Source organism: Algibacter sp. L3A6 (assembly GCF_009796825.1).
In the GTDB taxonomy this organism is placed as follows: Bacteria; Bacteroidota; Bacteroidia; order Flavobacteriales; family Flavobacteriaceae; genus Algibacter.
Window position 1 is genome coordinate 3,272,348 of record NZ_CP047030.1, and the last position, 16,796, is coordinate 3,289,143.

General features: G+C 34.5%; 9 protein-coding genes. 6 read left to right on the forward strand and 3 right to left on the reverse strand.

Annotated features, from left to right (window positions below; translation table 11 throughout):
* Positions 1-2 precede the first annotated feature (2 nt).
* Complete coding sequence (locus GQR98_RS13580) at positions 3-7,421, reverse strand: BspA family leucine-rich repeat surface protein (RefSeq protein WP_159019967.1); 7,419 nt, start codon at positions 7,419-7,421, stop codon at positions 3-5.
* A 189-nt stretch (positions 7,422-7,610) separates the two neighbouring features.
* On the opposite strand from GQR98_RS13580, the gene GQR98_RS13585 reads away from it, so the two are divergent.
* Positions 7,611-11,063 (forward strand): VIT domain-containing protein, encoded by a 3,453-nt coding sequence (locus tag GQR98_RS13585; RefSeq protein WP_159019968.1) that lies wholly within the window; start codon positions 7,611-7,613, stop codon positions 11,061-11,063.
* An 85-nt stretch (positions 11,064-11,148) separates the two neighbouring features.
* On the opposite strand, the gene GQR98_RS13590 is transcribed toward GQR98_RS13585, so the two are convergent.
* Positions 11,149-12,777: an acyl-CoA carboxylase subunit beta gene (locus GQR98_RS13590; RefSeq protein ID WP_159019969.1), complete on the reverse strand. Its 1,629-nt coding sequence runs from the start codon at positions 12,775-12,777 to the stop codon at positions 11,149-11,151.
* A 148-nt stretch (positions 12,778-12,925) separates the two neighbouring features.
* Here GQR98_RS13590 and GQR98_RS13595 point away from each other — a divergent pair, with 148 nt between their 5' ends.
* The 4 genes from GQR98_RS13595 to GQR98_RS13610 all read left to right on the forward strand — a co-directional run bounded on the left by GQR98_RS13595 (position 12,926) and on the right by GQR98_RS13610 (position 15,050).
* Positions 12,926-13,282 carry a DoxX family protein gene (locus GQR98_RS13595; protein WP_159019970.1) on the forward strand — a complete coding sequence of 119 codons (357 nt, stop codon included), beginning with the start codon at positions 12,926-12,928 and terminating at the stop codon, positions 13,280-13,282.
* Between the two features lie 2 nt (positions 13,283-13,284).
* Positions 13,285-13,815 carry an NADPH-dependent FMN reductase gene (locus tag GQR98_RS13600; protein WP_159019971.1) on the forward strand — a complete coding sequence of 177 codons (531 nt, stop codon included), beginning with the start codon at positions 13,285-13,287 and terminating at the stop codon, positions 13,813-13,815.
* A gap of 2 nt (positions 13,816-13,817) precedes the next feature.
* Positions 13,818-14,255 carry a MarR family winged helix-turn-helix transcriptional regulator gene (locus tag GQR98_RS13605; RefSeq protein WP_159019972.1) on the forward strand — a complete coding sequence of 146 codons (438 nt, stop codon included), beginning with the start codon at positions 13,818-13,820 and terminating at the stop codon, positions 14,253-14,255.
* Between the two features lie 72 nt (positions 14,256-14,327).
* Positions 14,328-15,050, forward strand: coding sequence for a pirin family protein (locus GQR98_RS13610; protein ID WP_159019973.1), 723 nt, complete (start codon positions 14,328-14,330; stop codon positions 15,048-15,050).
* An 85-nt stretch (positions 15,051-15,135) separates the two neighbouring features.
* Here GQR98_RS13610 and GQR98_RS13615 read toward each other — a convergent pair whose 3' ends face one another.
* Positions 15,136-16,320 (reverse strand): MFS transporter, encoded by a 1,185-nt coding sequence (locus tag GQR98_RS13615; protein ID WP_159019974.1) that lies wholly within the window; start codon positions 16,318-16,320, stop codon positions 15,136-15,138.
* 274 nt (positions 16,321-16,594) lie between these two features.
* Between GQR98_RS13615 and GQR98_RS13620 the strand changes: the two genes are divergently transcribed.
* Positions 16,595-16,777 carry a CAL67264 family membrane protein gene (locus GQR98_RS13620; protein ID WP_042494706.1) on the forward strand — a complete coding sequence of 61 codons (183 nt, stop codon included), beginning with the start codon at positions 16,595-16,597 and terminating at the stop codon, positions 16,775-16,777.
* Positions 16,778-16,796 lie beyond the last annotated feature (19 nt).

Genomic DNA, 16,796 nt, shown 5'->3' on the forward strand with positions numbered 1-16,796 from the left:
GTTTATCTTTTTATAACAACAAAGCCTTCTAGTTTGTCAAAATTATGCGGGCCACTTATATTAAACTTAAAGAAATAAGTACCTTCTGGTAATACATCGGCACCCATTTTAGTCTTTTTATTTGCAATGCCTCTAAACACATGGGTTGTATTATTGTAGCCGTTAATTTGGAATACCATATCGCCCCATCGGTTATAAATAGTAACCATATTATCAGGGTACATTTCTATACCTTCAATATTCCAGAAATCGTTGATACCATCATTATCTGGTGAAAAACCATATTTTACATCATGTTTTGGAGCAGTTAAAGTGGTGAAAACATTTTCTGCGCAAGAAGTTGCGTCTCCCATAATATTATAAGGTATAACGTTTACATAATATGAGGTGTCTTGCTGTAAATCTTCTGATAAAGTATATGAAGTGAAGTTTCCAACATCTTCGTTATTCAGAATATCTGTTCCTCCTGGTGAAGAACCTATTGAAATTTTATATCCATCAGCGTCAGAAACAGGATCCCAACTAAAATCGGTATCTAAAGAAACGTCGATATCATTTTGTGTAGGATTGCTGAGGATTGTACATTCAGGACGCGTTAAAAGTGTCTCCGTAGTAAAAGATTCTTCATTACATCCAATGGCATCACCAACGGCATTATACGGTATGATGGTAACGAATATCGTAGATGTTTCAGGTAAATCTGAACTTAAATTATAAGTAGTGTTGTTTCCAACATCTTCATTGCTTACAATATCGGTAGCGCCAGAAGTTGTTCCTACGGAAATTCTATATCCAGTAGCATCAGTTGCTGCATTCCAAGTTAAATCTGTGGTAACATCTACATCAATAGCGTTGTTAGCAGGAGTAGAGAGTGTTGTACAGTTTGGAGCTGTTGGTAAAGTTTCGGTAGAAAAAGATTCTTCATTACATCCTGTGGCATCACCAGCGGCATTGTAAGGAGTAATGGTAACGAATATTGTAGATGTTTCAGGTAAATCTGAAGTTAAGTTATAAGTAGTGTTGTTTCCAACATCTTCGTTGTTTACAATATCGGTTGCACCAGCACTTGTTCCTATGGAAATTCTATATCCAGTAGCATCGGTTGCTGCATTCCAAGTTAAGTCTGTTGTAACATCTACATCAATAGCATTGTTAGCAGGAGTGGAAAGTGTTGTACAGTTTGGTGCTGTAGGTAAAGTTTCCGTAGAAAAAGATTCTTGATTACATCCTGTGGCATCACCAACGGCATTGTAAGGCGTAATGGTAACGAATATTGTAGATGTTTCAGGTAAATCTGAAGTTAGATTATAAGTGGTGCTATTTCCAACATCTTCGTTGTTTACAATATCGGTTGCGCCAGAAGTTGTTCCTATGGAAATTCTATATCCAGTAGCATCGGTTGCTGCATTCCAAGTTAAGTCTGTTGTAACATCTACATCAATAGCATTGTTAGCAGGACCGGAAAGTGTTGTACAGTTTGGAGCTGTTGGTAAAGTTTCGGTAGTAAAAGATTCTTCATTACATACAGTGGCATCACCAACGGTGTTATACGGTGTGATGGTGACGAATATTGTGGACGTTTCAGGTAAATCTGAACTTAAATTATAAGTAGTGTTGTTTCCAACATCTTCGTTGTTTACAATATCGGTAGCGCCAGCACTTGTTCCTATGGAAATTCTATATCCAGTAGCATCGATTGTTGCATCCCAAGTTAAGTCTGTTGTAACATCTACATCAATAGCATTGTTAGCAGGACCAGAAAGTGTTGTACAGTTTGGAGCTGTTGGTAAAGTTTCGGTAGTAAAAGATTCTTCATTACATCCAGTGGCACCACCAACGGTGTTATACGGTATGATGGTAACGAATATTGTAGATGTTTCAGGTAAATCTGAAGTTAAGTTATAAGTAGTGTTGTTTCCAACATCTTCGTTGTTTACAATATCGGTTGCACCAGCACTTGTTCCTATGGAAATTCTATATCCAGTAGCATCGGTTGCTGCATTCCAAGTTAAGTCTGTGGTAACATCTACATCAATAGCGTTGTTAGCAGGAGTAGATAGTATTGTACAGTTTGGAACTGTTGGTAAAGTTTCGGTAGTAAAAGATTCTTCATTACATCCTGTAGCATCACCTACGGTGTTGTAAGGTGTAATAGTGACAAATATTGTGGACGTTTCAGGTAAATCTGAAGTTAAGTTATAAGTAGTGTTGTTTCCAACATCTTCATTGTTTACAATATCGGTAGCGCCAGCACTTGTTCCTACGGAAATTTTATATCCTGTGGCGTTGGTTGCGGTATCCCAGGTTAAATTTGTTGTAACGTCTACATCGGTTGCATTGTTTAAGGGAGTAGATAGTGTTGTGCAACTTGGTGGATCTGATGCTGAAAAAGCACCTGTTCTAAAGCTTTCTTCATCACAACCTGTAGCATCGCCAACTTCATTATATGGTGTTATTGAAACAAAAATTAATCTATTAGGAGGTAAGTCATCCGGAAGATCATAAGTTGTAAAATTGCCCACATCAATATTGTTCAGAATTTCAATACCACCTCCTGTAGTTCCTACGGTAAGTAAATATCCTGTAGTGTTTGGTGCGGCATTCCAGCTAATATTAGTATCTGTTGATACATTTGTATCTCCATTTAAAGGAAGCGTTAAAGTAGTACATGCGGGAGCAACAGGAATAATTTCTGTCGTGAAACTTTCTTCAGTACAAGTTATTGCATCTCCAGTGCTATTATAAGGCGTTATACTAACATAAATGATTGTGTTTTCCGGAAGATCTGTTGGTAAATCATAAACGGTTACATTGTTTATATCTATATCATTTAGTAAATCGGTAGCTCCTGAATTTGTTCCTGCAGTAATGCGATAGCCGTCTGCATTTGCAATTGGAATCCATTCTAAATTAGTTTCAACAGACACATCTATACTACCATTTGTTGGCAGTGTTAATATAGTACACTCAGGAACTGTTGGTACACTATTGTTGGTAATAGTGAAGCTTTCTGTAATACAGCCAGTAGGTTCTCCTTCGTCATTAAAAGGTGTAATTGTAACTTCTACAGATTCACCTCCTAAAAAATCTGATGTAAATTGAAAGGAAGGATCGGCAACTGATTCATTGTTTACTAGTACAATATTTCCAGGTTGTGTTGTAACAGTTAGTCTATACCCTCGAGCATAAAGCGCAGGTTCCCAACTTAAATTGGTGTTAACAGGTACGTCTGTATCTCCATTAGAAGGAGAAATTAATTGTGTGCAAACCGGAATAGGACAATCTAGAATATCGCCTGTAAACGACCAACCGTAAGTATCTATCATAGATTGTCTTTCTTCTAAAGCATCACAATACAGTAATCCTTGAGCACCTAGATTTATACCCGGCGTTAAGGTTTGCTTAGACCAAGCTACTAATGTAGCATCGTAGTTTTCTCTTGTTAGTGCGGTATTATCTAGCATGTATTGCATGTTGGTAACTCGACTAACATCCCACTCTGTAAATTCTTGATTTAAGGCGGTAGCGTTACTAAACATATATCGCATATTAGTTGCTCCAATATCCCAACGGTCTAAAGTTTGATTGAAGGCTAATGCGTTTCTAAACATACCACTCATGTTTAAAACATTAGTAATTCGCCAACTATTTATAGTTTGATTAAAACTGGTTGCGTTATAAAACATGTTTTCCATGGTAGTAACGGCTCTTACGTTCCATCCATCAATGGTTTCGTTAAAAGCAGAGGCTCCACTAAACATATCTTCCATAGTAGTTACAGAGGCTACGTTCCATGAATTCATGGTTTGGTTATAGCTTGTAGCGTTTTTAAACATGGCTTCCATAGTGTTTACAAAAGAAACATTCCAGTTGTCTATGTTTTGATTGAAGGCTGCTGCACCACTAAACATTTCAGAAGTTGTTAAAACTTCACCTGTATCCCAATTATCCAAAGCTTCATTGAAAACTAAAGCGTTTTTAAACATGCTCTCCATGTTGGTTACAGAGGCTACATTCCATGAATTTATCGGTAGGTTAAAAGTATGGGCGTCTTCAAACATAGAAGGCATTAGAGTTACAGAACTTACATCCCAATTATTTAAATCTTGATTAAAGGCTAAAGCATTTTCAAACATCGACGTCATATTAGCAACAGCACTAACATCCCAAGTATTTATAGGTTGATTAAAGGTTTCTGCATTTTCGAACATGGAAGACATGTTTACCACAGAGTTTACATCCCAATTATCTAAAGGTTCATTAAACATTTCGGCAGATTGAAACATAGATGCCATATTGATAACATTAGTAACGTTCCAGGTATTAATGTTTTGGTTGAAAAGGTCTGCACTATTAAACATAGACTGCATATTGGTAACCGAGGAAACATTCCAATTATCTAATGGCTCATTAAAAGTGGATGCTCTATTAAACATGGAGCTCATGTTTGTAACAGCACTTACGTTCCAATTATTTATATTTTGGTTGAATGCTGAAGCAGAATTGAACATAGAATTCATATCGGTTACTGCAGCAACATTCCAATTACTTATTGGTTGATTAAAAGCTGAAGCTGAATTGAACATGGCTTCCATGTTGGTTACAGACGCAACATCCCAAGTATCTAAAGGTTGATTGAAAAGAGTAGCTCTATTGAACATTTTTTCCATGCTTGTAACCGCAGTAACATTCCAAGAATTGATGTCTTGGTTAAATACAGAAGCCGTTTCGAACATTCTAGACATGTTGGTAACACTACTTGTATTCCAATTGTTTAATGGTTGATCGAATGTTGTAGCAGACAAAAACATAAGTTGCATATTGGTAACATTGGAAACATCCCAACTATTTAATGGTTGGTTAAAAGCCGAAGCTCCAGCAAACATAATACCCATATCTGTAACGTTGCTAACATCCCAATTATCAATATCGCCATTAAAAAGTTTGGCTTGATAAAACATTTGATACATATTGGTTACCTGAGACAAATCTGGGACATCGGTAGCATTATACTCCATGTTTTCGCAATTATAGAATGCGTTTCTCATGGATTTCCAAGGCTGAGTTCCCCATTGGTCTACAGATATTAGTTTTACATTATCTGAAAAATAAGAATAATAATGCGCAGGGTATTCACCAATAATGGTTACCGTATAAACGCCTGGCGAAAGATAGGTATGCGTGATGTCTCCGGTAACGTCGTTATTAAATTGATCGTCTCCCCAATCTATAGAATAATTATAAGTTAAATAATCTGGATATCCGGAATTGGTTTCTATTTCAAGCTGGTTTGCAGCAGAGGTATAGCTTTCTATTAAGCTTGTGTCAAAAGTAAGTTTAAAAGCAGTTGTGTCGTTTACCCAACTAGGTATAACGCTAAAACTTTCTTCGGTACAGCCAACGGCATCACCATCGGTATTATTATACGGTACAATGGTTACAAAAACGGTATCGCCAGGTGTTAAGTCTGATGTGAAATCCAAACCAACAACATTACCAACATCTTTATCGGTTTCTGTAAATGTAGTAGCACCACCATTTTCTATTCTATAGCTCACTTTATAACCAGTTGCACCAGGTACAGCTTCCCAAATTAAATTAGCGTTCGAAGGCACATTAACATCTCCATTTACAGGAGAAACTAAAGATGTACAAAGTACAAACGAACAGTTAATAATATCTCCATCCATACTCCAGCCAAAGTTATCTATAAGATTTTGACGCTGATCTCTACTATCACAATAGTTAAGGCCGCTAGCGCCTAGAGTTACGTTGCTTTTTACCGTTTGTGCTTCCCAACCTATAAGTGTATTATCATAATTGGTTTGCGAAAGTCCAGAACCAGATAGCATAGTAGCCATGTTAGTTACGTTACTGACATTCCATGAACCCAAATCTTGATTAAAGGTACTAGTATTTCTAAACATGCTAGACATATTAGTTACAGCGCCAGTATCCCAACTATTTAAGGGTTGATTAAAAACGGTTGTTACATTATAAGAACTAAACATACTAGACATGTTAGTTACCGCAGCGGTATCCCAAGTGCTTAACGTTTGGTTAAAAGCTAAAGCCGAATTAAACATGGAACTCATATTGGTTACTTTACTAACGTTCCATATATCAATAGGTTGATTAAAGTCGTCAGTTTCTTGAAACATAGAACTCATATCTGTAACATTACTAACATCCCAACCGGTAATATCTTGATTGAATACTTTGGTGTTTTCAAACATCCCTTTCATATTAGCAACATTACTAACATCCCAATTATCTAAAGGCTGATTAAAAAAAGCATTATCCCTAAACATGTATGTCATTTCTGTTACGCTACTAACGTCCCAGTTATTTAAAGGTTGGTTAAATACACAGCTCCAAATCCAACCATCAAACATGCTAGTCATATTGGTTACCTTACTAACATCCCAGTTGTTTAAAGGCTGATTAAATGTTCTGTGTCTATAGAACATAGAGCTCATGTTTGTTACCTTACTAACATTCCAGTTTTCTATAGGTTGGTTAAATTCCGATTGTCCAAACATTCTAGACATGTCTGTTACATTACTAACATTCCAGCTAGAAAGTGAAAGGTTAAAATCTGAAGAATAAAACATACCTGACATATCGGTAACAGCATCAACCACCCAGCTGTTTAAAGGCGCATTGAAACTACCTGCACTATAAAACATGTTTGCCATTGTAGTTACTCTGCTAACATCCCAATTATTTATGTTTTGGTTAAATCTAGATGCAGAATGAAACATGTCGGCCATGTTTGTTACCTGCGCTGTATTCCAATTATCCAATGGTTCATTAAAATTTCCCGCACGATAAAATGTTTCAGACATATCGGTTACATTACCGGTGTTCCATAAATCTAGAGGTCTATTAAAAATTACTGCACCATAGAACAATCCTGAAAGATCTGTAATACTACTTGTGTTCCAATTATTAATAATGCCATTAAAAGATTCGGCATTTTTAAACATGTTCTTAAGAGTGGTCACTTGCGATAAATTTGGAGAATCTATGGCGTCAAAATTTAAGTTTTCACAACCATAAAAAGCATTTTCCATAGTTTGCCACTCAATATTACCCCAAGATAAAATTTCTATAATTTTTATTTTATCGCCCGAGTTATTAAAATAAATAGAAGGAAAGTCTCCACTTATTTTAATAGTATATGTGTTTGGCGCTGTGTAGGTATGTGTAATATCACCAGTAACGGCGGAGTCTGTTTGTCCGTCTCCCCAATCTATGGTGTAATTATAAGTGTAACCAGGGTTAGTAGGTATGGAAATTTCATTATCGGCAGAAGATCCAGATTCAGTATTTGCCGTGTTCCAAATGGAGGTAAATTCTGTTTGCGAAAAGACAGAGATATTCCATAATAAAAGGAGTAGGGTAGTTAAATATTTCATGTTAGGGAGTTATAGCTATATGAAGCAAAAATAGGATTTAAATTTTAATTCGACTTTTAATGGGTAATTTTGAACCATATGCCGATTTTTCACCCTACACTCAATCAAAAGTTACTTTCACTCATTACCATTTTTCTAAGTGATGTAATAAGCATAGTTTTATCTAGAACCTAAAATTCATTACTTATTATGAAACAGTACTACTTCCAATTATTATGTCTTTTTTTGAGTGTAAGCTTGTATGCTCAAAACATTCCAGAAGTTAAATTAAAAGATAACTCTACATTAAAGCTTGTTAATTTAAATGTTGAGGTTAACATTACAGGTAATGTGGCGTTAACCACTTATAAAATGAAATTTTATAATGGCTCAGATATTGTTTTAGAGGGCGAGTTAGCGTTTCCTTTAGGCCAAGGACAATCGGTTACAGATTTTGCTATGGATGTTAATGGAAGCATGAGGCATGCTGCTATAGTAGAAAAGGAATTAGGACGCGTAGCTTACGAAAGCACAATAAGAAAAACCATCGATCCGGGTTTGTTAGAGATGACAAAAGGGAATAATTATAAAGCTAGAGTTTATCCAATTCCTGCTAAAGGTTATAAAGAGATAGAAATAACTTACGAGCAAACACTTGTTGCCAATAACGAAAAGCACAGCTACCAAATACCTTTAAATTTTGAAAATAAGTTATCTCATTTTTCTATTGAAATAAATGCCTTCGGAAAGAAAAACATTCAAATTATAGATCCTTCTATTTATAATGATTTGAAGTTTAGAAATGCATTAGGAGTTAAAAAAGCGCATTTTAAAGCTGAAAATTTTACTCCTAGAAACACCATTACTTTAGAAATGAGGTTGGAAGATGAAGCCAACTTAACGACTTACAATGATTATTTTAATTTTTATAAATCTTTTAAGCCAAAATCACGATTAAAAGCTAAACCAAAGGCTATTACTGTTTTTTGGGATGCATCATATTCTATGGAACGCAGAAAACTAGATAAAGAATTTGAGTTATTAGATGCCTATTTACAATATCTAGAAAATGTTAAGCTGAATGTGGTTGTGTTTAATACCAAAATTAGAAGTAATAACACATATAATATAAAAAAAGGAAATTGGAACGCGGTTAAAAAAGCCCTCGAAAATGTAGTTTACGATGGTGGCACATCTTACGTAGGTTTAGAAAATTATATTGCTGAAACCAATTTACTCTTTACAGATGGTATGTTTAATTTAGGCGATTTTAAGCCAACAAATCATGGTGCTATTTATGCTATTAATTCTTTAACATCAGCAAACCATAACAGGCTTTCTCAGTTGGCGCATACAAGTCAAGCAAATTATGTAAACCTATCTAATGTTGAGGTGAAACAAGCTATAAAAACTATTACAAGAGAGAATTATAAGTTTTTAGGAGTTGCTAAAAATGATAATGTATATGAAGTCTACCCGTTAAAAAATACTATTGTAAATGAAGATTTTGCATTATCCGGAAGGTTCAAAGCTAATACAACCATAGAATTGTTATTCGGCTATAACAATGATGTAACGGATAGGGTAGAGGTTAATCTAGAAAACTTAGAAAATAGCCCAACGGTGAAACGTTTATGGGCAAAGCAAAAGCTTGATTATTTAAATGAAAATTCCGAAGAAAATAAAGATAAAATTATTCAATTGGCATTAAAAAACCATTTGATTACAGCATATACCTCTATGATAATTTTAGATCGTGTTGAAGATTATGCACGTTATAAAATTGAACCTCCAACAGAATTGAAAGCAAGATATAAAGAGCTTGTAAAACAAGAAGAAGCCAACGAAGCAGATAGATTAAAACACATAGAAAGCAGAAAGGGTGATTTGCTTTCGGAATACAAAGATTTAATGAGATGGTACGGTAAAGATTTTTCAAAAAATATAAAAGATATTAAAAAACCTAGACAAGAGCGAACAGAAACGAATACAACACTGTCACAGCATAATGGATCACCTGGTGCAAATTCAAATACATCAAATTCAGGTTTTACGCGAGTTATCGATTCTACTAAAAGGATAATTAGTGGTTATGTTACGAGTATTAACGGAGAACCGCTTCCTGGTGTAAATATTTATGTGAAAAATGATGTTTTTGCCGCTGTTACAGATTTTGATGGTAAGTATATGATCAATGCAGAGTTTGGATCGATTTTGGTCTATTCTTACATTGGTTTTTTAACTGAAGAAGTAACTCTTGGTTCAAATTTTGTTGTTAATGTAGCTTTAAAAGAAGATAGGGCGTCTTTAGATGAAGTTGTTGTGGTTGGTTACGGCGTGCAACGGAGAACTCATGTTACTGGTGCTGTTACAGCAGTTTCTTCGGAAAGTATAGAAAATGAAAATATAGTAGTTGAAGCTTTGCAAGGTCGTGTTGTGGGATTAAATATGGAATCAAAACGAGCATCGAACAATACAGAAGATGCTTCAATTCGTGTTCATGGATTAAATTTTAATGATAGTGAGAATGCACCATTATATGTTGTTGATGGTATTGTGTATTCAGAGGAAGATTTTAAAGATATTTCGGCAAAAAATATTGATAATATTAGAGTTTTAAAAGATGGAGCAGGGAGTTCTATTTATGGAAGTAGAGCTTCAAATGGCGTTATTCTCATTTCAACTAAAAGCGGAATACTGGAAAACAAAGAAAAAATTGAAGCGTTAAATAGAAAGATTGACGAAGAAATTGTTTTTAAGCCCTGGTCGCCTAAAGCAGAGTACTTGGTAAACTTATCTAAATCTGAAACTCTGGAAATAGCTTATAATGCGTATTTAAAATTACGTGAAACGTATAAAAATACACCAACATTTTTTATGGATATCGCAGAGTATTTCGATTCTATTAACCAAAAGGAATTAGCAGTACAGATTGTAACTAATTTAATTGAAATAGATTTAGATAACCATGAACTTAGTAGGGCCTTAGCCTATAAATTGCAGTATTTTAAAGAAGACGCTTTAGCGGTTTATGTTTATCAAGAGATTTTGAAATTAAGACCAGAAGAGCCTCATTCTTATCGCGATTTAGCATTAGCTTATGAAGCCGTAGGTGAATATCAAAAAGCCTTTGACATCTTATTTAGAATTGTAAATGGCGAATTACTAGAAAAAGATGAAGATGAACGTTTTTATGGTATTGAGCACATTGCCTATGTAGAAGCGTGCCGCTTGGTGTCGCAACATGGAGATCAGTTATATTTAACTGAAAATCAAAGAAAATTACTTAAAACATTTGATGTAGATATTAGAGTTGTGATAGATTGGAACCATAATGATACAGATTTAGATCTTTGGGTTGAAAACCCTAACGACGAAAAAGTACTCTATAGTAATAAGACCTCTAAAGATGGCGGACGACTTTCTGAAGATATGACTGAAGGTTATGGTCCAGAAGAATTCATGATTAAAAAAGCTTCGAAAGGAGATTATGAAATTCTTGTAGATTATTATGCCGATCAGGTTCAAAAAATATCTGGTCCAACAACTTTAAAGGTGACTATATTTACTAATTATGGAAGAAAAAATGAAAAGAAGGAAATTAGAATATTACGCTTAAATAAAAAAGAAGATGAAATTGAAGTAGGCACCGTAAGTATGTAATAGAAAACATATTTTGAATTAAACAAAAAACTCTCAGGTTACCAATTAGCCTGAGAGTTTTTTATTTTATAAGAAGATTAAATCCTTAAACCTGTAAAATCCCTAAATTGAACGGCTTCTCAATAGGAGCGTGGTTAGCAGCCTCAATACCCATACTAATCCATGTTCTGGTGTCTAAAGGGTTTATAATAGCATCTGTCCAAATACGGGCAGCCGCATAGTATGGAGATACTTGACTATCATATCTATCTTTAATTTTATTAAAAAGTTCAGCTTCTTTTTCCGGAGTAATTTCTTCTCCTTTTTTAAGTAAAGATGCTTTTTCAATTTGAAGTAATACTTTTGCAGCAGAGTTTCCGCTCATAACCGCAAGTTCAGCACTTGGCCAAGCTACAATTAATCTTGGGTCGTAGGCTTTTCCACACATGGCATAATTTCCGGCACCGTAACTATTTCCTATAATAATAGTAAATTTCGGCACCACCGAGTTACTTACTGCATTTACCATTTTTGCACCATCTTTTATAATGCCACCATGCTCACTTTTACTACCTACCATAAAGCCAGTAACATCTTGTAAAAATACTAACGGAATTTTCTTTTGGTTACAATTCGCAATAAAACGTGTGGCTTTATCGGCGCTATCATTATAAATAACACCACCAAATTGCATTTCTCCACTAGCCGTTTTAACTAGTTTACGTTGGTTGGCAACAATACCAACAGCCCAACCATCAATACGCGCGTAAGCTGTAATTATGGTTTGTCCGTAACCAGCTTTATATTCATCAAACTCCGAGTTATCGACTACGCGCTTAATAATTTCGTACATATCATATTGATCGGCACGGCTTTTAGGCAAGATTCCGTAAATATCTTCAGGGTTTTCTTTTGGTTTTTTAGCTTCACTACGGTTGTATCCCGCTTTATCAAAATCACCAATTTTATCAATAATATTTTTAATAGTATTTAACGCATCGGCATCATCTTTAGCTTTATAATCGGTAACACCCGATATTTCGCAATGTGTTGTCGCGCCGCCCAAAGTTTCATTATCTATAGTTTCGCCAATAGCTGCTTTTACTAGGTAACTTCCAGCTAAAAATATACTACCTGTTTTGTCTACAATTAAAGCTTCATCGCTCATAATTGGTAAATAAGCACCACCTGCAACACAACTTCCCATAACGGCCGCAATTTGAGTAATACCCATACTACTCATTATAGCGTTGTTTCTAAAAATGCGTCCAAAATGTTCTTTATCTGGGAAAATTTCGTCTTGTAAAGGCAAGTAGACGCCAGCAGAATCTACTAGATAGATAATAGGCAGTCTATTTTCTATAGCAATTTCTTGGGCACGCAAGTTTTTCTTCCCAGTAATGGGGAACCAAGCTCCAGCTTTTACAGTAGCATCATTAGCAACCACAATACATTGTTTGCCTTTTACATAACCCATTTTTACAACCACACCACCAGAAGGGCATCCACCATGTTCGGCGTACATATCTTCACCGGCAAAGGCGGCAATTTCAATAGATTTCTTTTTTGGATCTAATAAAAAGTCAATACGCTCTCTAGCCGTCATTTTACCTTTACTATGCAGTTTCTCGATACGACTTTTTCCGCCACCGAGTTTTACTTTAACAAGGCGTTTTTTTAATTCGGAAAGTAAGAGTTTATTGTGATCTTCGTTTTTATTGAAGTTAATGTCCATGGTCGAAATTTTATTTGCACGAATTTACAAAACCCGTAATCAATTTTAAAGCGAATGTTTTGTTAAAATATATTACATGGAAATATATTCCTTAGAATATAAATTTATTTTAATTAATTTCGTATTCTAATATTGAAATAAAAAAAAGATGAAAAGAGATAAAATTATATTTTATATCGCAACAGGTTTATTATCTGTAATTGTATTGTTTTCGGTTTACATGTATGTTTTTAAACATGAAGCCATTGTTGGCGCATTTACTAGTTTAGGTTACCCGCCGTACTTAATTTATCCGTATGCAGGTTTAAAATTACTTGGTTTATTTGCGGTATGGAATCCTAATTTTAAAACATTAAAAGAGTGGGCATATTCTGGTTTCTTTTTTGCTTTTATTCTAGCTTTTTCGGCACATATTATGGTAAATGATGGCGGACACATGACAGCAGCATTGGCATTAGTGTTTTTAATAATATCATATATTTTTAATAAAAGAATAAATAAATAATTGTGAAAAAAATTATAGCATTTGCAGGAAGTAATAGTAAACAATCTATTAACAAGCAGTTAGCAACTTACGCAGTGAGTTTGGTTGAAAATGTAGAAACTACTGTATTAGATTTAAACGATTTTGATTTACCGCTTTATGGTATGGATCATGAAAATGAACATGGCATTCCAAAAGATGCACATCGGTTTTTAGAAATTCTAAAAAACACAGATGGTATTATACTATCGTTAGCTGAACATAATGGCGCGTATTCTGTGGTTTTTAAAAACTTGTTCGATTGGATGTCTAGAATTGAAGGTAAATTATTTTTCAAAAAACCAATGTTACTTATGGCAACATCGCCAGGTGGGCGAGGTGGTTTATCTGTTTTAGAGATCGCTAAAGGCCGTTTTCCTTTTCATGATGGAAACATTGTAGAGAGTTTTTCGCTTCCTTTTTTCGGTGATAATTTTAAGGAAAATAAAATAGTAGACAACGCATTAGATACTCAGTTAAAAGAAGCAGTTAATAAACTTCAAAATAGTCTATAATTGTGGGCGATATAAGTAAAGATATCAATTCGAAATTCCCTAGCAATAGGGTAAAAGCAATGCTTAACGTTCTTTACACTGCAAATTGGATAGCGAGTTACCAAACTGAGTTTTTTAAACCCTTTGGTATTTCTGCACAACAGTTCAATATTTTAAGAATTTTAAATGGTTCCAAAGGTCCGTTAAGTGTGCAAGTGATAAAAGATAGAATGGTAGAACGTGCACCTAATGCAACACGATTAATGGATAAATTGCATGCCAAAGATTATATAAAACGTTTGCCTTCGAAGGAAGATAGGCGTGTGGTTAATATAGAAATCACCAAAAAAGGCATTGATTTATTAGAATCTATACCAAATACATTAAATTCTGATTTGTTTAAAAATTTAAATGAAGAAGAAGCAGGACAATTAAGCGATTTGCTTGATAAAATGAGATAATAAACACAGCTTTTTAACTTTAAATAGTTTTTGAAATTTTAAGCTGAGGTTTTAATAAAAACGTATAATACTATGAAAACAATAATTCATACAGCAGATAGTAGAGGGTTTGCAAATCATGGATGGTTGCAGGCCAATCATTCTTTTAGTTTTGCTAATTTTCATAATCCAGAAAAAGTAAATTTTGGAGCTTTACGTGTTTTAAATGATGATGTTATAGCTCCTAAAATGGGCTTTGGCACGCATCCGCATGATAATATGGAAATTATTACTATTCCATTAAAAGGCGTACTAAAACATCGCGATTCTATGCACGATGCATGGCAGGCGGTTTTGCCTGGTGAAGTTCAAATTATGTCGGCCGGAACAGGTTTAGAACATTCTGAAATTAATGGTTCGGTAGACGAGCATTTATCTTTATTTCAAATTTGGGTCATACCAAATAAGGAAAACGTTACGCCTAGATATGATCAAAAAATGTTCAATATAGATGAAAGAAAAAACAAACTTCAAACCTTGGTAACCTCAATAGATGAAGTCCATGATGGTAGTTTAAAAATTCATCAAGATGCGGTAATTTCTCGAATAGATTTGGATAAAGACAACAGCTTCAATTATAATCTAAAATCCGAAAATCATGGTGTTTATGTCATGACGATTTCTGGAGAAGTAATCATCAATAATTCACTTTTAAATTCTAGGGATGCTATAGGTGTTTCAGAAACAAATACATTTGAAATTCACTCAAAAGAAAATGCTAGTTTACTTTTTATAGAAGTACCGATGTTGTTCTAAAACATAAAGTTTAAGACATAAAAAAAAGACTGTTTAAATTAAATTTAGACAGTCTTTTTTATTTTGAAAATATTTTAAATTGCTATTAAGAGTAGCACGCTTTCATTTTATATTTCCGCTTAAAGCGATAATTTCTATATTGAATAATTCCGAAGGCAATAAAAACACCAAGAGCCGCCATACCTGCACCAACCCAATCGGCCGATGTATAACCATAACCCATTGCAATTGGTAAGCCGGCAAAGTAAGCACCAGCTGCATTACCTACATTAAAGGCACTTTGGTTTAGTGATGAGCCTAATGTTTCGCCTCCTTTAGAAGCATTAATTATGGCTAACGAAATTGGAGTTGATAAACAAAATGTTACCATGCCAATTACAAACGTCATCACTAAAACCATAACCTTATCGGAAGCTAAATAGGTGTTTAATACTAAGCAAACAGCCATAAAAACAAGCGTGATTAATACCGCCATTATAGGTTGTAGTTTTTCGGCAAGTTTGGCGCCAATAACATTACCGATAACCATACCTAAGCCCGCAAGAATCATGGCGTAAGACACCACTTGTTTATCATGCCCTGCAACATCGGTAATTAATGGTGCAATATAACTATACCAAGCAAAGAAGCCTCCAGTACCTATGGTTGTTAGCAATATAATAAGCCAAAGTTCTAAACGCTTAAAGATTTTAAATTCTTTAATAAAACTAATTTCTGAAGATTGTTTTAAAGTTGGCATCCAAAATTTAACCGCTAAAACAGCCAAAACACCAACAATACCAACCATTAAAAAAGAAACATTCCAGTTAAAATGCTTACCTAAATACGTTCCTAACGGAACTCCTAATAAGTTCGCAAAGGTTAAACCACTAAACATTATGGCGATGCCTTGTGCTTCCTTTCCTTTTTTAGATAATTTTCCGGCAACTACAGCTCCAATACCAAAGAATGCACCATGTGGTAAGCCTGATAAAAAACGTAATACTATAAAAGAATTATATCCAGTTGCGAAAGATGATAAGGTGTTAAATACCGTAAACCATAGCATTAAAAGGAGTAACACTTTGTGTGCCGGCCATTTGCTACCTAAACCGGTAAGTGTTGGCGCACCAACAACTACACCTAAAGCATAAGCCGAAATAAAATGTCCGGCCATAGGGATACTAATATCAAAAGAGGTTGCTATATCGGGTAATATACCCATAATTACAAATTCAGTAAGGCCAATTCCGAATCCGCCAATAGCTAAAGAAAGTAGGGCTTTGTTCATTCAATTAGATTTTAATCAACTGCAAAAATAGGAGTTACAAGCGGTGTTGATTGTGGTTTTATTATTAAATAAAAGTTAATTGAGAAGTGTTTAATATAATTGGTAAAAAGTGATTAAAAGAATAAGAAAGACGTTCGTGTTTTGCTTTATTCTTATATTTCTAATTAATACATGAATAGGAAATCTTTAAAAAATATAATGAATAGAACTTTAGTTTTACTGGTAAAAATCCGATATTTGCCTTTAGACTAACCATCAATACAAGAGAAAGAATATGGCAATGAATAAAAACACGGTTTTAGCTTGGGCTACAATCATAATGATTTTCGTAGGATTAGGTTTAATAGCATTAGGCGCTTTTCGATATGATGATGTTGCTGGCTGGGGTTTTGCAGCTGTAGGTTTCGGCTTTTTTGCTGTAGCTTGGGTGTTTAACGCGCTAAAAGGACGTGTTTAAATTTAGAATTTAAACGCAA